The 20,813-nt window shown below is 63.8% G+C and carries 19 protein-coding genes; 10 read left to right on the top strand and 9 right to left on the bottom strand.

Annotation, left to right across the window (positions count from 1 at the left end):
* Positions 1 to 19 precede the first annotated feature (19 nt).
* On the bottom strand, positions 20 to 1,435 hold the full coding sequence (locus AAHK20_RS04195; RefSeq protein WP_449180183.1) for a cytochrome P450: 1,416 nt from the start codon (positions 1,433 to 1,435) through the stop codon (positions 20 to 22).
* Between the two features lie 88 nt (positions 1,436 to 1,523).
* On the opposite strand from AAHK20_RS04195, the gene AAHK20_RS04200 reads away from it, so the two are divergent.
* A complete protein-coding gene (locus AAHK20_RS04200; RefSeq protein WP_449180184.1) occupies positions 1,524 to 2,462 on the top strand; it encodes an AraC family transcriptional regulator in 939 nt (312 codons plus the stop codon).
* Positions 2,463 to 2,497: 35 nt separating this feature from the next.
* On the opposite strand, the gene AAHK20_RS04205 is transcribed toward AAHK20_RS04200, so the two are convergent.
* Genes AAHK20_RS04205 through AAHK20_RS04215 form a run of 3 tightly spaced genes read right to left on the bottom strand, consistent with a single transcriptional unit; the run spans position 2,498 to position 4,920 of the window.
* Positions 2,498 to 3,232 carry an SAM hydrolase/SAM-dependent halogenase family protein gene (locus AAHK20_RS04205; RefSeq protein WP_449180582.1) on the bottom strand — a complete coding sequence of 245 codons (735 nt, stop codon included), beginning with the start codon at positions 3,230 to 3,232 and terminating at the stop codon, positions 2,498 to 2,500.
* 28 nt (positions 3,233 to 3,260) lie between these two features.
* Entirely contained in the window at positions 3,261 to 3,647 is a 387-nt protein-coding gene (locus AAHK20_RS04210) for a VOC family protein (RefSeq protein ID WP_449180185.1), read from the bottom strand.
* A 1-nt stretch (position 3,648) separates the two neighbouring features.
* Positions 3,649 to 4,920, bottom strand: coding sequence for an MFS transporter (locus AAHK20_RS04215; RefSeq protein ID WP_449180186.1), 1,272 nt, complete (start codon positions 4,918 to 4,920; stop codon positions 3,649 to 3,651).
* Positions 4,921 to 5,031: 111 nt separating this feature from the next.
* On the opposite strand from AAHK20_RS04215, the gene AAHK20_RS04220 reads away from it, so the two are divergent.
* Positions 5,032 to 5,904: a LysR family transcriptional regulator gene (locus AAHK20_RS04220; RefSeq protein WP_449180187.1), complete on the top strand. Its 873-nt coding sequence runs from the start codon at positions 5,032 to 5,034 to the stop codon at positions 5,902 to 5,904.
* 18 nt (positions 5,905 to 5,922) lie between these two features.
* Here the strand turns inward: AAHK20_RS04220 and AAHK20_RS04225 are convergent, their stop codons facing one another.
* Positions 5,923 to 6,804 (bottom strand): aldo/keto reductase family oxidoreductase, encoded by an 882-nt coding sequence (locus tag AAHK20_RS04225; protein ID WP_449180188.1) that lies wholly within the window; start codon positions 6,802 to 6,804, stop codon positions 5,923 to 5,925.
* 105 nt (positions 6,805 to 6,909) lie between these two features.
* Here AAHK20_RS04225 and AAHK20_RS04230 point away from each other — a divergent pair, with 105 nt between their 5' ends.
* On the top strand, positions 6,910 to 7,806 hold the full coding sequence (locus AAHK20_RS04230; protein WP_449180189.1) for a LysR family transcriptional regulator: 897 nt from the start codon (positions 6,910 to 6,912) through the stop codon (positions 7,804 to 7,806).
* 52 nt (positions 7,807 to 7,858) lie between these two features.
* On the opposite strand, the gene AAHK20_RS04235 is transcribed toward AAHK20_RS04230, so the two are convergent.
* From AAHK20_RS04235 to AAHK20_RS04245, 3 genes are all read right to left on the bottom strand, one after another.
* Positions 7,859 to 8,164: a hypothetical protein gene (locus tag AAHK20_RS04235; protein WP_449180190.1), complete on the bottom strand. Its 306-nt coding sequence runs from the start codon at positions 8,162 to 8,164 to the stop codon at positions 7,859 to 7,861.
* 188 nt (positions 8,165 to 8,352) lie between these two features.
* Positions 8,353 to 8,649, bottom strand: a complete 297-nt coding sequence (locus tag AAHK20_RS04240; protein ID WP_449180191.1) for a hypothetical protein — start codon at positions 8,647 to 8,649, stop codon at positions 8,353 to 8,355.
* Between the two features lie 196 nt (positions 8,650 to 8,845).
* Positions 8,846 to 9,202 carry a response regulator gene (locus tag AAHK20_RS04245; RefSeq protein WP_449180192.1) on the bottom strand — a complete coding sequence of 119 codons (357 nt, stop codon included), beginning with the start codon at positions 9,200 to 9,202 and terminating at the stop codon, positions 8,846 to 8,848.
* Between the two features lie 190 nt (positions 9,203 to 9,392).
* On the opposite strand from AAHK20_RS04245, the gene AAHK20_RS04250 reads away from it, so the two are divergent.
* The 6 genes from AAHK20_RS04250 to AAHK20_RS04275 all read left to right on the top strand — a co-directional run bounded on the left by AAHK20_RS04250 (position 9,393) and on the right by AAHK20_RS04275 (position 18,090).
* On the top strand, positions 9,393 to 11,150 hold the full coding sequence (locus tag AAHK20_RS04250; protein WP_449180193.1) for an ATP-binding protein: 1,758 nt from the start codon (positions 9,393 to 9,395) through the stop codon (positions 11,148 to 11,150).
* Positions 11,151 to 11,263: 113 nt separating this feature from the next.
* The gene (locus tag AAHK20_RS04255) at positions 11,264 to 11,854 is read left to right on the top strand and encodes a helix-turn-helix domain-containing protein (RefSeq protein ID WP_449180194.1); all 591 of its coding nucleotides are present in this window, start codon (positions 11,264 to 11,266) and stop codon (positions 11,852 to 11,854) included.
* Positions 11,854 to 12,384 (top strand): GNAT family N-acetyltransferase, encoded by a 531-nt coding sequence (locus AAHK20_RS04260; protein WP_449180195.1) that lies wholly within the window; start codon positions 11,854 to 11,856, stop codon positions 12,382 to 12,384. Before AAHK20_RS04255 ends, AAHK20_RS04260 begins: the two co-directional genes overlap by 1 nt.
* Positions 12,385 to 12,513: 129 nt before the next feature.
* A complete protein-coding gene (locus AAHK20_RS04265; RefSeq protein WP_449180196.1) occupies positions 12,514 to 13,920 on the top strand; it encodes a TolC family protein in 1,407 nt (468 codons plus the stop codon).
* Between the two features lie 10 nt (positions 13,921 to 13,930).
* Entirely contained in the window at positions 13,931 to 15,046 is a 1,116-nt protein-coding gene (locus AAHK20_RS04270) for an efflux RND transporter periplasmic adaptor subunit (RefSeq protein WP_449180197.1), read from the top strand.
* Complete coding sequence (locus tag AAHK20_RS04275; protein ID WP_449180198.1) at positions 15,043 to 18,090, top strand: efflux RND transporter permease subunit; 3,048 nt, start codon at positions 15,043 to 15,045, stop codon at positions 18,088 to 18,090. Before AAHK20_RS04270 ends, AAHK20_RS04275 begins: the two co-directional genes overlap by 4 nt.
* Here AAHK20_RS04275 and AAHK20_RS04280 read toward each other — a convergent pair.
* Positions 18,064 to 19,674 (bottom strand): EAL domain-containing protein, encoded by a 1,611-nt coding sequence (locus AAHK20_RS04280; protein WP_449180199.1) that lies wholly within the window; start codon positions 19,672 to 19,674, stop codon positions 18,064 to 18,066. The genes AAHK20_RS04275 and AAHK20_RS04280 overlap by 27 nt on opposite strands.
* Before the next feature lie 240 nt (positions 19,675 to 19,914).
* Here AAHK20_RS04280 and AAHK20_RS04285 point away from each other — a divergent pair, with 240 nt between their 5' ends.
* Entirely contained in the window at positions 19,915 to 20,724 is an 810-nt protein-coding gene (locus tag AAHK20_RS04285; RefSeq protein WP_449180200.1) for a helix-turn-helix transcriptional regulator, read from the top strand.
* Positions 20,725 to 20,813: the final 89 nt, after the last annotated feature.

Here is a 20,813-nt window from a genome sequence, read left to right on the forward strand (position 1 = left end):
CGGGAACCGGCTCGTTTTCTTAATGGGCCGGCAAAACTCGCAATCGCAAAGGCGTTTCAGGCCGCAGCGTGACATTCATCACCGGCCGCGGCGCCGCCATCCCCTCCGGCACCGACAAGTCGAATCGCTGCAACACCATCGCCGCGATTACCGTCATTTCAACCATGGCCAAATGCTGCCCCAAGCAGACGCGCGGACCAGCACCGAACGGCAAATAAGCCCCGCGTGGAATCTCCGGCGCATCAGGAGCGAACCGCTCAGGCCGAAACGCCAGCGGCTCGGCAAACCACCGCGGATCGTGATGCATCAACTGCACCGGCACCATGAACATCGTGCGCTCGGGCAGTTGCCATGAGCCCAACGTGATCGGCTTCGAGCATCGACGGCTAATGAGCACCGGCGCCGTCGGATAAAGCCGCAACGTCTCCTTGAGCGTCTGATTCAGATATCGCAGCGACGGCACCGTATCCGTCGTCGGCACGCGGCCTTGCAGCACCTGACGAACCTCCTCCCTCGCGGCCGTCTGCGCCGCCGGATTCGACGCCATGCACCACGCCCACCAAACCAGCGTCGCCGCCGCTGTCTCGTGTCCCGCCAGAAACGCCGTCATGCACTCGTCGCGCACCGCCTGAAGGGGCCACGTCGTCGCATCGTCGCGATGCAATTGCAAAAGACGCGACAACAAATCATCGGGCCACGCGTCATCAGGCAACCTCAAGCGCGCCTGCAAATGCCGCTCGATCAAATCTTTCAAAGCCGCAATCGCTCGGCGCTTGCCCCGCTTCCAAGGCACCCACTCCGGCGAACTCGCAGGCCAATAAAACTCGGCGTTTGCCGCCGCGCTGGCCACACGCACCGCCTCTTCGGCCACGCGAGCATCGTCACCGATCTCGCTGGAGAAGATCATCTGCATGATCACGTCCATGGTCAGCGACGTGAGCGCGCTTTCGATCGGCCATGGCTCGCGGCTCATCGGCCACTGCGCGAGCGCGTTGCCGGTCGCGGCTGCGATGGACGGGACAAAAGCCTGCACCGCCTTCGGCATGAAACTCGGATTCAAGGCGTGCCGCTTGTTGCGCCACGCCTCACCCTCGGCGATGAGCACACTGCTTCCATGCACGTGAGAAAAGACGCGTATGCCGCGCTCCCAGCGCACCAGTGCGTCGTGATTCGTCACCAGCAGTTCGCGTGCAAGCTGCGGATCGGCGACGACGACGTCATGTTCCGGCCAGAGGCGCAGGTGGACCACGTCGCCGAACTCCCGCTGCCACGCGGCGAGCGTGCCAAGCAAGTCGCGCGACATGCGGACCAGCAAGCCCCAGCCGGTTAGCCCGGCGGACGGGCCAGGAGGCCATACGCCAAGCGGATGCAGTGTCGGCGCCGGGGTCTTCGCCTCGGCGTGGAAGGGGCATTGGGAAGATGAGGTCGGGTTCATGCGGCTCATTGTTCGCCAGACCGCAGCGCCCTGTCTTGAACGCAAACGACATCGACACGCGCACGGCCCCTCCCTATACTGCGCGGTCATGTCCTCCGCTCCGACATCCGGCCTGCCGCCGTGCCCCGATCCGCTGGCACGCGCGCCCCTCGCTTCCGGCGAAGGAAGGAGCGCGCACGCGCGGCTTTATCTCGCGCCGCCGGTTCTGCAAGGCGCGGTGGTGGCGATCGTCTGCCGCGATACGCGTGGCCTCGACTTGAACTGCGCGCAACGCCTGACGCACTTTCCGGCCACCGAAATCGTCTCGCTGTCCTGGTTTCAGGGCCTCGACGCCGGGCTCGTCGAGCGCGCGGAGAGCGGCCCGCTGTGGCGGCCGTTCGGCTCGCCGGTCGCATTCGCGGGCAGCCAGTCGCTGCCGACCGTGAGTTGGGCGCCGACCACCGGGCGTGGCGGGATGGTTTGCTTCACGGCGGATGTCGCGCAAACGCTGTTCGGCATCAACGTGGCCGACGCGCATGATCGCATCGTCCCGGCTCACGAGTTGCTCGGCGCCGACTGGCGGCCATTCCTGGATGCGCTCGCCAACGCGCCCGACGATGCGGCGACGCTCGCCGCACTCGAACAGCATCTCGCGCCGCACTGGCAAACGCACCAGGGCCGCAGCGAGACAACGCCCTCGCTGAGCCAGATCGGCCGGCATTGGGTCGAACGCCTGGCGTGGCAAGCCCATGAATGGCGGCGCACGCATAGCACGCGACAGGTGGAGCGCCGCATCAAGGCGCACAGCGGGCGATCGCTGCGCGAATGGCAAGCGCTCGTCAAAACCGAGGGCGTGTTCTTCACCGCGCGCAAGCGCCACGAGGCGGGTTTGCCGTTCGACTGGGCAACGCTCGCGCAAGAAGAAGGCTTCGCCGATCAGGCTCACCTGAGCCGCGCGGTCAAACGGATCACGGGCTTTTCGCCGAGTGAGTTTGCTCAGCGCTTTGTGGAAGACGAATCGTTCTGGCTGTATCGGTTGTGGGTGTGATTTGCCGCGCTAGCGGCGCTTAGTAACGCGGCTCGCTACCCCGCTGTCACGCTCACCACGTCTCCGACACGCGCTCCAAGCTCTATAGCGGCGTTGCCGCCATTCACCGCGACCTCCAGCAACCCGATCGAGTTCTCATACCAGAACGCTTGCCCCACCGGCACGTCTGAAAACACGCGAGCATAGGCAACTTCTTTCCCCGCAATGCCAAGCTTGGCGCTCTTAGCCACACTACCCGCCCGCATTCCGGTCAGCACGTTGCCATAGTGATCGACATAGACCACTTCGGCTAAATCGTCGGCCCCAAGCTGCACTTGCAGTCCTGGAGACTCGCTGAGCTTGTCCGCGTCCAACTCGCCACGGCTCACCCACCCCGCCACCGGCGCGAACAGATCCCGCCCATGAAACGAAGCGGAGAGTCGCTCAGGCCGCCACGTAATGCGCCAAGTCTTGGTGTTCGCGGCACGCGCCGCCACCACGGATAGCAATCCGTTATCCGGTCCCACGAACCACTGTTCATCGGCCTGCAGCACGACGGCATCGCGCTCGCTGCCCACGCCGGGATCGACCACGCACAGAAAAACCGTATCGGCCGGATACCAGCCGCGAAGCGCAGCGAGCAAATGGGCCGCGGCACGCGCGTCGTAATTCGGCACGCTGTGCAGCATATCGATGAGCGTGGCGCCAGGCGCCGCGTGCTGCAGCAACGCAACCTTCATCTGGCCGACGTAGATGTCGTCGGCGCCAAAGTCGGTAAACAGCGCAATCATCACGGGGCCCCCTCCTTCGAACCAGCACTCAACCCATCAACTCCGAAATCTCGATCAGATTCAAATCCGGATCGCGCACATAAACCGAGCGAATCTTCTGTGTCGCGCCGGTGCGCTCCACCGGCCCCTCGACGATCGGGCAATCGCACGCCTTGAGATGCGCGATCACGTCATCCAAAGGCACCGATGCAATGAAGCACAAATCCAACGCCCCCGGCACCGGCAAATGCGCCTTCGGCTCGAACTCGCTGCCACGCACATGGACGTTGATCTTCTGGTTGCCGAAGCGGAATGCGATACGCCCGGCGCCAAACGTTTCCAGGCGCATTTGCATGACCTCGGTATAGAAGCGCTTCGTCGCCTCCACGTCGACACAGGTCACAACCAGATGGTCGAGATGATCGATCATAGACATTTCAGGCTCCTTGTTTGCGCGACTGAACTCGCGCGACGTAGATCGCAAACGCGCCGCACACGGCCAGCAGCGCAAACGCAAACCCGGCAACCGAAGGCCACGCGCCGTTTTGCCAGAACCATCCGCCCCACGACCCGAGCACGCTCGACCCGAGGTAGTACGCCAGCAGATACAGCGAGGTGGCGTGTCCTTTGGCGCCGTCGGCCAGTTGCCCCACCCAGCCGCTCGCAACCGAGTGCGCGACGAAGAAGCCGATCGTCAGCAGGACAATGCCGAGCACGATCGGTACGAGCGTGTGCATCATCGTCAACGCTATGCCGAGCACAGCAAGCACGATGCCGCTAATCATGATCGGCCCCCTTCCGCACCGGTCTGCAAGCGCGCCCGCCACGGATGACGCCACGATGCCGAAAAGATACGCGCAGAAGATCAGTCCCGTTTGCGTGGCGCTGAGATCGAACGGCGGCGCCATCAAGCGAAATCCCGCGTAGTTATAGACCGTGACGAACACACCCATCGCCAAGCAACCGATCGCGAAGACGAAAGGAAGCGTGGACGCGGTCAAATGCTTGCGCCAAAGCGCGAGGTGCTGTGCCGGGCTCAAGTCGCGGCGCGCCACGAAATTGCGCGATGCGGGCAACAGCAGCACGAACGCGATGGCCGCCACGATATCGATCACGCCGATCGTCGACATCGCGTGGCGCCATGAAAAGTGGTCGCTCAAATAACTCATGCCGACCCGGCCGATCATGCCGCCGAACGCCGTTCCGCCGACGTAGAGCCCCATCGAAAGCCCCAGCCCGCGCGGGTTGATTTCCTCGGCGAGATACGCCATCGCCACCGCAGGCACGCCGCCGAGCGCGAAGCCTTCCAGCGCGCGCGCCACCAGAATGCCGTGCCAGCTCGGTTCGACGGCGGCCCACAAGTTGCACACCGCCGCGAGCGTCATCGATGCAAAAATCAGGCCGCGCCGGCCAAGCCGCTCGGAAAGCGCGCCCGCGCAGAGAATCGAAAACGCCAGAAAGCCGGTGGACATCGATAGCGCGAGCGAACTTTGCGCGGCGCCGATATGAAATTCGTTCGCGAATTCGGGCAGCAGCGGCTGCACGCAATACAGCAGCGAAAACGTGGCGAAGCCTGCAAGGAAGAGCGCAATGCTGATGCGCCGATACGCAGGCGAGCCGGGGCTCACGCCGCCGGCGCTGTCCGCTCGTGGACGCACGGATGATGGCTGCATAGGGCTTCGTGTTACGGCGACAGAATCGGAGTTCATGATGAATCGCGTTGCCTTTGACGATCAACTTCAATGTCGTCAATTGTCCTGCGCCGTGGCTATACTGTCCAATATATAGAACCGTCTAACCCGATACGTTTTAGCACTGGCATGGAACTGCGTCATCTACGTTATTTCGTTGCGGTCGCAACCGAACGCAACTTCACGCGCGCCGCCGAAAAGCTCGGCATCGGCCAGCCGCCGCTTAGCCAGCAGATCAAGAGTCTCGAGCGCGAACTGGGCTGCGAGCTGTTCCGCCGCACGGCGCAAGGGGCGGACCTCACCATCGCGGGCGAGGCGTTTCTGATCGAGGCGCGGCGTGTCCTCGAAGGCGCCGAACGCGCTGCGCGCGCCGCGCAACGGGCCGCGCGTGGAGAAACCGGGCGCCTGCGCATCGGCTTCACGGGTTCGGCGGCATTCAATCCTGTCGTGCCCGCGCTGATCCAGCGCTTCAAGAGCCAGTACGCCGCCGTGGACCTTACGCTGGAGGAAGGCAATAGCACGAGCCTGCTACAGGGCTTGTTCGACGAGCGGCTCGACGCGGTGTTCTTCCGGCCGCGGCGCGTGCCGCCAGGCGGTGTGCAGGTGCATCGCTTTCCCGACGAGCCGATGAAGATCGTGCTGCCGACCACGCATCCATTGGCGGAGAAGAAACGCCTGCCCCTCAAGGCGCTCGCCAATGAAGCATTCGTGTTTGTGCCAGGCTCCGCCGGCGCCACGCTTTACGACGAGGTCATCCGCGCATGCGGCGAAGCGGGGTTCAGTCCGCAGCTCGCCCAGCCCGCGCCGCAGGTGTCGTCGGTCGTGAATCTGGTGGCCGCGGGCCTCGGGGTTTCGATCGTGCCGGTGTCGATCGCGCAGGTGCTGGTGAAAGGCGTGCGCTATCTCGACGTGCAGGGGTCCAAGTTGAGCGCCCATCTCGCGCTTGGCTGGCGAGAGGGCGACCGGTCCAACGCACTTGGCAATCTCGTCGCGCTGTTGTGAGCGCGTTGTTTTGAACGATCAGTGCTCCGCGTTGCTCGCGCCAATCGCATCGAGTTCCGCGAGTACCTCATCCGTCAGCACGCATTGCGCGGCCTTCATGTTTTCGCGCAAATGCGCAATCGAGGACGTGCCCGGAATCAGCAGGATATTCGGCGAGCGGTGCAGGAGCCACGCGAGCGCAACCTGCATCGGCGTCGCGTCGATCCGCTGCGCTACGTCCGACAGCGCTGACGATTGAATCGGCGTGAACCCGCCAAGCGGGAAGAACGGCACGTAGGCGATGCCCTTGCTCGCGAGTTCGTCGACGAGCGCGTCGTCCGCGCGATGCACGAGGTTGTAATGATTCTGTACGCAGACGATCTCCGCGATGCCTTGCGCCTCGGCGACTTGCTTCGACGTCGCGTTGCTCAAGCCGATATGGCGTACGAGCCCCTGCCTCTGCAACTCGGCCAACGCCGTTACCTGCTTTTCGATCGAGCCTTCAGAGGGCGCATGAACATCGCCCATGAGGCGCATGTTGACGACATCAAGTGCGTCGAGACCGAGGTTGCGCAGGTTGTCGTGAACGCCGCGCTCGATGTCCTGCGGCTCTTGCGCCGGCAGCCACGAGCCGTCGTTGCCGCGCACGGCGCCCAACTTGGTGACGATCACGAGGTCGTCCTTGTAAGGATGCAGCGCCTCGCGAATGATCTGATTCGTAACGTGCGGCCCGTAGAAATCGCTCGTATCGATGTGATCGACGCCCGATGCCACCGCTTCGCGCAGCACGGCGATGCAGGCGTCGCGATCTTTCGGCGGCCCGAATACGCCGGGCCCGGCAAGCTGCATCGCGCCGTACCCCATGCGGTGCACGGTCTGGCCGGCAAACGAAAACGTGCTTTCAGGTTTGAAATTCGACATGTCGCTCTTCTCCTTGACCAATGTTGAAAGCGAGTATGGTCGCGATTGCGTTGTTAGATAATCCGATCTAAACCGCACGGGTTGTGCAAAAAGGTGAACAGTGCCATGGAGATGAATGATCTTGCCGCGTTTGTTTCAGTCGCGCGTGCCGGCGGGTTTCGCGACGCGGCGCGAATCAGCGGCGTCTCCGCGTCGAGCCTCAGCGCCGCGGTTCGGCGCCTCGAAACGAAGCTCGGCCTGCGGCTGCTGAACCGCACCACGCGCAGCGTGGCCCCCACCGAAGCGGGGCTGCGCCTCATCGAAAAGCTCGCGCCGTTGTTCAGCGAAATGGAAGCGGCGCTCGACGTGCTGAACGTGTTCAGGGACAAGCCCAGCGGCACGCTCAAGCTCAACGTGCCCGCGAGCGTCGCGCGCACCATCTTGCCGTCCATCGTCGCGGCGTTCTTGAAGGCCTATCCCGACATTCGCGTCGAAGTCGTGGTGGAGGACGGTTTCGTCGACGTGCTTTCGATCGGCTGCGACGCGGGCATTCGCTACGACGAGCGTCTCGAGCAGGACATGATCGCGATCCCGATCGGGCCGCGCGTGCAGCGTTTCGCGACGGCAGCCGCGCCGGGTTATCTCGACGAGCACGGCAGGCCCGAGCATCCACGCGAGTTGCTCGCGCATCGTTGCCTGCGCGGCCAATTCGCCGGAGGCGCCAAGTGGAGTTGGATGTTCGAGCGCGATGGCGAGAGGGTGGAAGTCGATCCCACGGAAACGCTGCTCGTCAGGCCCGCCGCCGCGCTCGATCTGGTGATCAGCGCCGCCGTCGCGGGGATCGGCGTCATTCACTTGTTCGAGGACATGTTGCGCCCGCATCTCGACAGCGGCGCGCTGGAGCCGATCCTCGAGCCATGGTGGCAGAGCTTTTCCGGGCCGTTTCTCTACTATCCGGGACACCGCCACGTGCCCGCGCCGTTGCGTGCGTTCGTCGATTTTGTGAAGGCGAATCCGGGGTGAGCGTACGTGGCGCTTCCTCGTGTTCGATCAAGGGAGATGAAGATCGCCAACATCACGTCGGCGTGAAGACCGTCGCCGCGGTCTCTTCGAGTTGCGTGAAGGTCCGCATGAATCGATAGGTCTGGCCGCCTACGACCAACTGATTCCAGCCAGGGTTGGTCTGCTCGAAAATCCCGAGCGCTGTGGCAGCCGCAATTTTTCCTCGGGACCTCATATCGCTCAACGCGTTCATCACGTCGCCGATATAGACGGTAAAGGACTTCTCGCTGCTGCGCGTCAGAATCACCACCCCGCCTTCGTCGAGCGACAACTCGAGATACTCTGCGAGCGTGAGCAGGGGCTCGGTTTGGTTGTCCACATTGGCCATATATCCCCGCGCGTATCGTCGACTCAATTGAATCGACGATACGCGTGATACCAGGGAAAGTCGATACGTCAACTGCGCGTAGCCGCGCCCTCGAAAAGCACTATTGACAACGGAAATCAGGCGCTCCATTGCGCATGGGCTGAATGTCGAGCGTGGCTACGCGGCTTGTCGGCGCGGGTTTAATAACGCCCGTGGTCGCGGTCGCCACGGTCGTGCCACTCGCGCTCACGCCATTCGTGTTCCCGCCACTCTTGGCGGCGCCATTCGCGTTCACGCCACTCACGGGCACGCCAGTCATCGTAGCCGCCATAGCCATAGCCCACCGCGACGGGAGCTGGAGCAACGTACACCGGTTGCGGAGCATAGACAGCGCCGGGAACACCCAGACCGATGGCCACATCGACGTGGGCGGACGCTGCACTCGAAACCGCCAGGGCGGCGACGCCCAATACCGCAGCTAGAATCGTCTTGTTCATGTTGCGACTCCTCGCACGTTGTGTGCATTCGTGGTGAACATGGCTTGGAGTCTAGGCGGCGGATCCGGACACAGGTGAAACGGCCGTGCGAGATTGGTAACAGGGAATTACCTTTGAACTCGTCGACTTTCCACGATCATTCAGTTTCCGTTGATCGCAGGCTATCCACGTTGGATTCTTCGAGAACGCACATTCCTTAGCATTCCTCGATAAGCATCCGAATCTCTCTAAGCAGTCGCGCGATAGGGACTGGCTTCATCAATTCCACATCCCACAGCGGCTCATCCGGGTGTGGCGGCGACGCGGCGGAAAGCATGATCACAGGGATGTGAGACGTCCCGGTATCGGTCTTCAGCCGGTGACAGAGTCCAACCCCATCGACGCGGGGCATCATCCAGTCCGTCACCACGAGACTTGGGCGCTTGCTGGCCGCCAGGGCAATCGCCGCCTCCCCGTTTCCGGCCGTGAACACACGGTATCCCTCCGCTTCGAGCACCATCCGAAGCGGTTCCAGAATTTTTAGGTCGTCGTCGACGAGAAGGATGGTAGTCACGACAAAGCCCATCCATGTAGCGTGTTCTTTTCGCGGCGCAACATTCGTTCCCGGCACGTACCTCCGGGCAAGCGGCTCGTTAAAGCAGTAAATATTCCAGGGTCGGCCGTCCTGTCGCGATTTCGCGAACTAAAATAACAAACGAGCCGAGCAGTTGTTCACTGCTGCGGCCAATTCCTAAGAGGTCAACATGCCAGGGCCCACAGCGTCACCCACGCTGATCCGCGTCGAGCGAGCGCTGATTACCGCTGAACTGGATAGACGCCCCCGTCGGCCGCCCGACTTCGAGGCGGAAAACGACGCGCTGCATGGGCTGGCGCAAGCGCTCGTTTCGTCGGATGGCTCCGTTCTTCAGACACTTGCCGATATCGCGCTGAAGCTGTGCAACGCCAGCACCGCGGGCATCTACCTGCTCGAAACCGATAGCGACCAGCAACCCGTGTTGCGCTGGGCCGCGTTTGCAAACCACGGCACGGAAGACCCGACAGGAAACGTCATACCACTCGACAACAGCCCCGCCGGGGTCGCACTCGAACTGGGCTCGGCTCAGCTGTTTGCGTTTCCCGAGCGCTACTTCCCGGAGCTCGCCAGCGTCTTATCCGGGGTCGTGGAAGAGCTGGTCGTACCGATTCCCGGCGCACCCGAGTCGTGGGGCACGCTTTCGGTCATGTGTCGCGACGAACAGCGCCGGTTCGACGCCGAACATCTCCGAATCCTGACCAGTCTCGCCAACTTTACCTGTGCGGCGCTGACGATTTCGAAGGCGAAGCAAGATGCCGAAGCGCGCGCACATGAAGCGGAAGCGGCAAAGAATGCGCTGGCGGCGGCTGAAGCCCGCAAGGATGATTTCATTGCCCAACTCAGTCACGAACTGCGCAATCCAATCGGACCGATCGATAGCGCGCTGACCGCTGCGCGCAAGCTCGCTTCCGGCAACTCTCCCGTGCTTTCGGCACTTGCGATCGCCGAACGTCAGACGCGGCAATTGAAGCGTCTGGTGAGCGACCTGTTCGATGCATCCCGGATTCGGCACGGCAAGCTGTCGGTTCGCCCGACAGAAAGTCCGCTCGCCGACATCGTGAAAGACGCCATGGCTGCTGTGCGAGCAGAGGCCGACCGGCGCCAGCATCAGTTGCACGCGATACTTCCCGCTTATCCGGTGACGGTCTTTGCCGACTCCGCGCGCCTCACGCAGGTGCTCTCGAATGTCTTGTCGAACGCAGTGAAATACACGCCTGCCAATGGCGAGATTACGCTGACGGTGGACGCGCCCGACCCTGCCACGATTCCAGCCGACGACTCGACGCTTCATGAAACCGTGATCACCGTTCGGGACACCGGCGTCGGCATTGCGCCGGTTTTGCTCCCGACCGTCTTTGATCGGTTCACTCAGTCATCAACAGCCCAGTCGCGTGCGGAAGGCGGGTTGGGCATCGGCTTGTCCGTCGTGAAGTTTCTCGTGAATGCGCACAAAGGTCATGTCGAGATTTCAAGCCCAGGCCCGGGTAAAGGCACCGCGGTGACCATTCGCCTGCCCGTTGTTTGCCGAAGCAAAGCCGAGCCCGGCGGCGCGACTACGCGCGTAGCGTTGCCGGCCCGCATCCTCCTGGTGGACGACAACGCCGATGCGACTGAGGCGCTCACCGTACTGCTGGCTCTGGAAGGCCACGAAGTCAAACGCGCGCTGAGCGGGCCAGAAGCGCTGTCGATCGTCAATTCGTTTGCGCCGGACGTCGCCCTGATCGACATCAGCATGCCCGAAATGGATGGTCATGAGCTTGCGCGCCTGCTGCGCCAACAAACGACTTGCGCCGTGACGAAGCTGGTGGCCTTGACCGGCTACACCTTTGCCGCCTCGGAACACGACGGCGGCAAAGGCGAATTCGATTACCACCTTGTGAAGCCTCTGACCCTCGACGACCTCGCGGAAGTCTTACGGCAACAGTGACAGCCGGCGTGTAATCGCTTCAAACGTTTGTATCGTTTTCTAACGGAAGACGTTGACAACACAACCATCGCACTCTAGTTTACTGGAAAACAATTCCACCAAACTGGATACCGATGGATATCAACAACACGATCGCGCGCCGCGTGCGCGAACTTCGCGATGCCCAAGGGTGGTCGCTCGACGCGCTCGCCGAACGCAGCAAAGTCAGCCGCTCGAACATCTCGCTCATCGAGCGCGGACAAAGCAGCCCAACCGCCGTCGTGCTCGAAAAGCTCGCTACGGCGCTGGGCGTGGCGCTGGCAACGCTCTTCGAGGACTCGTCGAGCCATCCCTCCGAGGAACCGTCGCCGCTGGCGTCCGCACGCGAGCAAACGGTCTGGACCGATCCGGATTCGGGCTACGTGCGCCGCAATCTGTCGCCGGGCGTACGCTCGCCGCTGCAGTTGGTGGAAGTCAAATTCCCGGCGGGCCAGCGCGTCGCCTTCGACAACGGCATGCGCGACGCCGACATCCATCAGCAGATCTGGATCATGGAAGGCGCCATGGAAATCACCGTCGGCGACGAGCAATGGCGGCTCGAGGCCGGCGATTGCCTTGCGATGCAGCTCGACCGCCCCATCGTCTTTCGCAACCCGACGCGCAAGTCCGCGCGCTACCTCGTCGCGCTCAGCAAGTTCGCGCAAAGCGATTCCCGGAGCCACTGATGATCGACACCATCACCGTGCGGCGCGTCGGCATGAACGAGGCCGCGACTTGCGTCGATGCCCTCGCCGACGTGCTCATCGATTGCGTCGAAGGCGGCGCTTCCGTGAGCTTCATGCTGCCGATTTCGCGCAGCACGGCCGTCGATTTTTGGCGGCAGGTCGCCCATAGCGTCGCAAGAGACGAACGCATCTTGCTGATTGCCGAGGACGCGAGCGGCGAGATCGTCGGCACGGTGCAGCTGATCACGGCGCTGCCCGAGAATCAGCCGCATCGCGCCGACGTCGCGAAGATGCTCGTCAGCCCCAAGGCGCGGCGCCAAGGCATCGCGCAGCGTTTGATGGCTGCGGTCGATGAAGAAGCCAAGGCGGCCGGCAAGTCCGTCCTCGTGCTGGACACGGTCACGGGCGGGGACGCCGAGCGGCTCTATGAGCGAGCGGGATGGCAGCGCGTCGGCGTGGTGCCGAACTACGCGCTCATGCCGGACGGCGAGTTCTGCGCGACGACGTATTACTACAAACAGCTTTCATAGCGCACCCTTAACGCAACCTTAGCGCGCGCTAAGGTTTAACTAAGCCAGCGACTGCATAATAGGCACCCGTTTCAATGCGTGCCCCGCGGCCACTGCGCATGCACGCCGTTGCATGCCAGGAGCCTGAATTTGCGCGCATTTCCCATCACCTGCCACACGACGCTGCGCGTCCTCGCGCCTGCATGCGTGCTGCTGTTAGCAAGCTGCACGTGGTATCACCGCGAGCCATTGTCCCTTGAAGAGTCGTCGACGTCGGCGCGCTCCCTCGAGCGCATCACGATCGATCCGTCGACGATGCCGCTGCCCGAACTCGCCGCCCATCGTTTCGATCCGTCCAACGGGCTCGATATCGAAGACGTCGCGATGCTCGCGGTGGCGAACAATCCCGATCTGAAGCTCGCGCGCGACGATCTCGGCATCGCCCGCGCGCAGGCGTTTTCCGCTGGCCTGCTGCCCGATCCGCAACTGAGCGTGTCGAGCGACTATCCCGGCGCCGCGGGCTTCGAGCGCGCGTTCAGCTATGGATTGAGCATGGACGTGATGGCGATCGTCACGCGCGGCGCGAACAAGAAGTCGGCTGACGCGACCGTCGCCAAGACCGATCTCGGCCTGCTGTGGCAGGAATGGCAAGTCGTCGCGCAAGCGAAGCAACTGTTTCTGAAGGCGCGCTTGCAGGACGAAACGCTGCCGCTGCTGCAACAGCAACTCGACCTCACGCGCACACGCTATGAGCGAATGGCCGCGGCGCAACGCGAAGGCAATTTGACCGAAGACACGTTGACCGCCGCGCTCACGTCCTACAGCGACGCGCGCAAGCAATACACGGACGCGCAACGCGCAGCGGAACAGACGCATCACGATCTCAACGCCCTGCTCGGCCTCGCGCCCGATGTGCAACTCCAGCTAAAAGGCGGCGACGACGCGCCCCTGCTAGCCGATGCGACGATCGACGACGCCGTCGCCGCGCTGCCGAAACGGCGTCCCGATCTGATTGCGCTGCAAGCGGGCTACGAAGCGCAGGAGCAGAAATATCGCGCGGCGATCCTGAGCCAGTTTCCGAGCCTGTCGGTCGGCTTCGTTCGCTCGCGCGATACGTCCGAGATCTACTCGAGCGGCTTCCAGATCAACCTGAGCCTGCCGGTCTTCAACCGCAACCAGGGCAACGTCGCGATCGAAAACGCTACGCGTCAGCGTCTGCGCGACGAATATCAGAACCGCTTGAACCAGGCCTACGCCGACGTCGCGCATCTGCGCGCGGACACCGCGATCCTCGCGCACCAGCTCGATCAAGCCGAGACTGCGATGCCCGGCGTCGAAAGCGATGCGCAGCATGCCGGGCAAGCCTACGCCCAGCACAATCTCGCGCTCGGCGCGTACACCGATGCGCAAAGCGCTCTGCTGACCAAACGCGTCGATGTCGCGACGCTGCGCGAATCGCTCGCGGAACAGCGCGTCGGTTTGCAGGCGCTGCTCGGCAGCGCGATCCCCGACGCCCTCTCATCCGCTCAGACCGATACCGACAACCATGCGAAATAGCCGCTACTCCATGCATTCGCGAGGCGCGGCAGCGGGCTTTCTCGCTGCCGCCGTGATCGCCGCGACCGCCCTCTCGGCAGGCGTCAGCGACGCCGCTCACGCCGACGATGCGCCGGACAGCGCCGTCGTCGCCGTCCAAACCGTGCGCGTCGAGCGCAGCGCGATTGCCCAGCCGGTTCGCGCTTACGGCATCGTCGCTGCGTCCTCGTCGAGCGTGACCACCGTGAATCTGCCCTACGTGGCGCGCATTTCGCAGTTGCGCGTGCAGCCGGGGCAGGCCGTCACGCGCGGCACGCCGCTCGCGGTCGTCGAAGCCGATCCGTCCGCCGTACTGGCTGCCACGCAGGCGAAGAGCGCGCTGACGCTCGCGCAAGGCGAACTCGGCCGCACGCAATCGCTGTACGACAAGGGCCTCGCCACGCAATCGCAGCTCGCCGCCGCGAAGAAAGCGCTGCTCGACGCGCAGCAAGCGCTGCGCGCACAAGACCTGATGGGCGTCGCCGCGGGTAGCAAAACGATCGTCGCGCCGTTCGACGCGGTCGTGCTGCAAGTGTCGGTCGCGCCCGGCGATCAGGTTCAGGCGGGCGCCCCTCTCATGCAATTGAGCGCGTCGGCCAGCAGCAAGGACGCGCGCCCGAACGTGATGCTCGGCATCGAGCCGTCCGATGTGGCCGCCGTGCATGTCGGCGACACCATCACGCTGCACGGGCTCTCGACAGCGCTCGCGAAATCCTCGGTGACGGGCCGCGTGGTCATGGTCGGCGCGTCGGTCGATGCGCAGAGCCAGCTCGTCAACATCGGCGCCAGCGTGCCGGTCAACCAGACCGCGTTCATCCCCGGCACGCGCGTGGCCGCCGATATCGCAACGCTCGCCGGCACGCACTGGATCGTGCCGCGCTCGGCGGTGTTGAAGGATGACAAGGGCGAATACGTCTACCAAATCACGCCGAATCACAAAGCGCGCCGCGTCTCCGTTGCGACGAAGATTGAAGACGGCGACCACTACGGTGTCGACGGCACGCTCGACCCCTCGCAGCCGCTCGTCGTCAGCGGCAACTATGAATTGAAGGACGGTATGGCGGTACAGCTCGCAGGCAACGTTGCAGTTGGGGGCGCTGCACGATGAATTTCGGCCAATGGATGCAGATGCACCGGCGGTCGTTGCTGTTCGTGATCGCGCTCGCCGCGCTGGCCGGCGCGCTGACCGCCTTCCGTCTGCCGATCTCGCTGTTCCCGAACGTCGCGTTTCCGCGCGCGGTCGTTTCGCTCGATGCCGGCGACCGCCCCGCCGAACAAATGGCGACGCTCGTCACGATGCCCGTCGAGGAGGCGCTGCGCCGCGTGCCGAACGTGCTCGACGTGCAATCGACCACGAGCCGCGGCTCCGCTCAGATCTCGCTCAACTTCGCCTGGGGCACGGACATGGCGCAGGCCACGCTGCAGGCGCAATCGGCGATCAGCGAGATTCTCGCGTCGCTGCCGCAAGGCACGACCATGCAGGTGCGGCGCATGGACCCGACCGTGTTCCCGGTGCTCGCCTACAGCCTCACGTCGAAAGCGCAGTCGCTCTCCGCGCTGCACGATCTCGCGCAGTTTCAGATCCGGCCGTTGCTGTCGTCGGTGGCGGGCGTGGCGCGCGTCGACGTGATGGGCGGCGCGCAGGACGAGTTCGAAGTCGAGACCGATCCCGAGCGCCTCGCCGCGTACAAGCTCACGCTCGCCGATGTGTCGAAGGCCATCGGTGCGAGCAACGTGCTGTTGGCGACGGGCCGCATCGAGGATCACTACAAGCTCTACCTCGTCATCGCGAACACGACGATCACCCAGCTCGACGAGTTGAAGCACGTCGTCGTTGCCACGAACGGCGCGACGCAGATCCGCCTCGGCGATGTCGCGACGGTCCGCCAGGGCGTGATACCGCAATGGATGCGCGTGACCGCCGACGGTCAGGACGCCGTGCTCATCAACATCTACCAGCAGCCGGGCGCGAACAGCGTGGCGATGGCCAAGGCCATCCGCGCGAAGCTCGGCGGCTTCCAGAAGCAGATGCCGCCCGGCGTGCATCTCTCGAATTGGTACGACCAGAGCGAGCTCGTGGTCGCGTCGGCGAGCAGCGTGCGCGACGCGATCATGATCGGCGTCGTACTCGCCGCGTTCACGCTGTTCGCGTTCCTGCGCAACTGGAAGATCACCGCGATCGCGGTGGCGCTCGTGCCCATCGTGATGGCCGCGACCATCCTGCTGCTCGACGTGTTCGGCATGGGCTTCAACATCATGACGCTCGGGGGCATGGCGGCCGCCGTCGGCCTCGTGATCGACGATGCGATCGTGATGATCGAGCACATCGTGCGGCGCATGCGCGAAGCGGGCGCGCACGCCTTCCACGGCCGCGTGATGAGCGCGGCGCTCGAATTCACGCGGCCGCTCGCGGGCTCGTCGGCGGCGACGCTGATCATCTTCGTGCCGCTCGCGTTCCTGTCCGGCGTGACGGGCGCGTTCTTCAAGGCGCTTTCGGTGACGATGGCAAGCGCCCTCTTCATTTCGTTTCTCGTCACGTGGCTCGCGGTGCCGATCCTGTGCGACCACTGGCTGAAGGCGAAGGACGCCGAAGAGCACACCGAATCGCGCTTTGCGCTGTGGATGAACCGGCGCTACGCGTACCTGATCGAGCACGTGACCGCGAAGCCGTTGCTGGTGCTGATCGGACTCGTGCCGCTCGTCATCGTGGCGGCGCTGGCGTTCACGCGGGTCGGCAGCGGCTTCATGCCGACCATGGACGAAGGCGGCTTCGTGCTCGACTACCACACCGAGCCGGGCACCTCGATCACCGAGACCGACCGCCTGATGCAGCAGGTCGAAGCGATCATCCGCGCGAATCCGAATGTCGCCACCTACTCGCGCCGCACGGGGGCGGGACTCGGCGGCGACCTCAACGAGCCGAACAAGGGCGACTTCTTCGTGCGGCTGAAATCGGGCAAGCGCGAGCCGATCGAGACCGTGATGGAGGAAATCCGCACGAAGATCGAGACCCAGGTGCCGGGCGTCAACATCGAACTCGCGCAGTTGATGGAAGACCTGATCGGCGATTTGACCGCCGTGCCGCAGCCAGTGCAGATCAAGATCTATTCCGACGATCAGGACACGCTCGACACGACCGCGCAAAAGGTTGCGGCGCGCATCGGCAAGATCCCCGGCATCGTCGACGTCGACAACGGCATCAACCCCGCCGGCGACGCGCTCGAACTGCACATCCGCCCCGACGCCGCCGCGGCGGAAGGCATGGACCCGCAGTCGATCGCGCAAGCCGTGTCCGACATGGTCGAAGGCAACGTCGCGACGCAGTTCCAGACGGGGCCGAAGACAGTCGGCGTGCGCGTGCGCGTCGCGAATGCGATGAAGCTCACCGATACGCAACTGTCGCAGTTACAGATCCGCGCGCCGGACGGCCACCTGTTCGCGCTGCGCCGCGTCGCGGATCTTTTGAAGGTGACCGGCCAGCCCGAGATCAGCCGCGACAACCTGAAGCGAATGGTCGCGGTAACAGCGCGCATCGACGGCCGCGATCTCGGCTCGACGATCGCCGATGTACAAAAGGCGCTCGGCGAACCCGGCCTGCTGCCCGCGAGTCTCTACTACGAACTCGGCGGCCTCTATCAGCAGCAGCAGATCGCGTTCAAGGGCCTCTTGACGGTGTTCGGCGCGGCGGTCGCGCTCGTGTTCGGCTTGCTGCTGTTCCTGTACGAGCGCTTCCGCGTCGCGCTCGCAGTGATGGCGATGCCGTTGCTCGCGGCGGGCGCGGTCTTCGTCGGCCTGTGGGTGACGGGCATCGAACTGAACATCTCCGCGATGATGGGCATGACGATGATCATCGGGATCGTGACCGAGGTCGCGATCTTCTATGTGTCGGAGCTGCAGGGGCTCGTGCGCGACGAAGGCGTGCCGTTCAGGCAGGCGCTGATCGACGCGGGCCGCAACCGCCTGCGTCCGATCGCCATGACCACGATCGCCGCGATTCTCGCCTTGTTGCCGCTCGCGTTCGCGCTGGGACAGGGTTCCGCGATGCAACAGCCGCTCGCGGTCGCGATCATCTCCGGCCTGATCGTGCAGTTGCCGCTTGTGCTGCTGCTTCTGCCGGTGCTGCTGCTATTGCTGATGAAAAAGGTCGACTGACCGCTGAGCCGCCGGGGCGGAAGGCGCGCAGCGGGTGCGCAAGTATTCGACGAGCGCGCTTGCCGGCATCGGCGCGCCGAAAAGCCAGCCCTGGCCGTATTGAACGTCGCGCTGCGCGAGGTAATCGGCCTGCGAGGTGTGCTCGACGCCTTCCGCAACGATCGCGACACCGAGCGCATGCGCCATCGAAATGATGTGCGGCGCGACGATGCTGGTAGCCGCTTCTTGAGCGATCGTATCGATGAACGACTTGTCGATCTTGAGCACGTCGACTTTGAAGTTCTGCAGGTAGGCGAGGCTCGAATACCCGGTCCCGAAGTCGTCGATATAGACCGGGTGCCCTGCGTTTCTGAATGCCTCGATGGTTTTGCGGGTCGCGTCGGCATCGAGGAAACTGCGCTCGGTCGCTTCGATGCGAACCTGCTCGGGATGGATGCCGGTGTCCTTCAAGCGCGACGTCAACACGCGCAGGAAGCGATCGCTCTGAAGATCCGCGACGCCGACGTTGATGGACACGTAAAACGCGGAGTGCGAACGCAAGAGCGGCGTCAGCTCGGCGAGCATTTTCCGCAGGACGAGATCGGTTAGCGGCTGGATCAGGTCGCTCTCTTCGGCAACGGGAACGAACATCTCGGGGGAGATGTAGCGCCCGTCGACGAGCCACCTGACGAGCGCTTCCGCCCCGACGCATTCCCGGTCCGAGAGCCTGACGATGGGCTGGTAGTACACGTCGATGTCCCCGCGCTTGATGGCCCGTTCGAGCAACGCCGGAAACGACATCCGGCGCGACAGCAGCCGGAACACCCTCCACCCCACCAGCGCGCCCGCCAACACGCCCAGCGACAACCACGCCGCAAGCAGGTTGGCCGAGCCCGACAGCAAGCCGACGCGCGGCGACTTGACCACCACGCCCAACGATCTCGCCGGCGAACGCGCCACCGCGTACAGCCAATCGCGGCTCGACACCCTGCCCTGCCGCTTCCAAGCGTCCAGCATCTCGGCGCTGTCCGCGCCGGGCGAGAGCGCAAAGATCGCATTCGTCTCGACATTGACCGCCGCGACCGGCCGGTGAACCTGGTCGACGACATCGACGTACGACTGCGGATCGATCGACACGTACTCGCCGTTGCGGCCGATCATGAGATCTTCGCGCGCCACGCCGAGCGGGCTCTTTTGATGGAACCACACTTGGTAACCGTCTTCGCTCTGCCAATCGGGCGGGGGCAGCGTGAAGTGTTTGTCTCTGACATCGCCGAGCAGCGGGGAACATTGATATTCCCCGCCGCCGTAGACACCGGAATCCTGAACGTAGCGGTAAGTGAAGCTGACGCGGGCCAATTGCTGGAGAAAGGCCGGCGAGCATTTTTGCTCGGCTATCGCGGCGATGTCGGCGATCGCGGTAAACGCCTGACGCGTGACGAGTTCCGAACGCAGCACGGCTTTGTCCGCGTACTCCTGGAGCTCGCTTTGCTCCCTGCGCGCCGCATCGCGATTGGCGACGTAGAGGCTGGTGACAACGGGGGCGAGAGTCGCGACGCAAGCGACGAAGGCAACGGAGACGGAGATCAGCGAGAGACGGCGCATAAAGTTTGCCTCTGTCAAACCCGGATACGTGCCTGCGCGTGACGCGCGCGCTTCAGTGGGTCGCGGCTCGAACCGCACTCATATGATCATATATCCCGATGACGTTTTTGCGCGGTGATTTTGTCGTATCACGCATCCCTAACGGGCAAAATGCGCCCTCGCTCGCGGCGCTATACTTAGCGGCACCACCTCTAGCCGCCTTAAGTAAACCTTAAGGCGCCTCAAGCGCTCCCCCCCGAAATGGCCGATCACGTTCAGTACCAACACATCGCCGAAGTCCCCGGCCTCGTGCTTGGCGCTGCGCGATTTTCCGAGTTCAGCTTCGAGCGCCACTTCCATCTCGACTATCACATCGGCTTGGTCACCGAAGGCATCCAGCGCCAGAGGTTCGGGGGGAAGACCGTTTTGCTCGGTCCCGGCTGCGTATCGCTGATGCCGCCAGGCGTTATCCACGATGGCGTTGGCGAAGGCAGCGGCGCTTTCACGCTCAAGACGTTCCGGCTCTCCCCCGACCTTCTCGGCGACGTTGCCGAGGAGATCGGCGGCTCACCACGTGAGCCGGAACTGGCCGGAACCGTGCTCGAAGATCCGGTGCTGGCCGGGCATCTGCTGCGCTTGCACGACGCCATGCGGCGCAACAACGGCGCGATCACGCTGGACGTGCAGTCGCAATGGCTGACGCTGATGGAGTGCTTGTTCGAGCAGTCGCGCGCAGTGGTTCCGCAAGATGTCAAAGGCGCGCTTTTGCCGGTGCAATGGCAGCGGGTCAGAGACTACTGCTTTGCGCATCTCGACGAAAAGATCACGCTGGAGGAATTGGCCTCGGTGTGCGGCTTGGGGCGCTTTCACTTCCTGAGACAGTTCAAGCAAACCGTGGGCATGACGCCGCATGCGTGGCTCGTGCGGCTGCGTCTCGAACAGGCGTGCTCGCTCCTGGCGCAAAGCTCGCAAACGATCGCCGAAGTCGCGCAGGGCGTGGGCTTTTACGATCAAAGCCATTTCAATCGCGCTTTCCGGCAGGCGTTCGGCGTGCCGCCTTCGAATTACTAGGCTCGCTAAACTCGAAGCACGCCGCGCCTGCACTTCTTTCGTCCAGTCAATTTTTTACAATCGCGCCCGCTGCGATCCCACTACGATGC

It is taken from the genome of Trinickia camelliae (assembly GCF_053525655.1).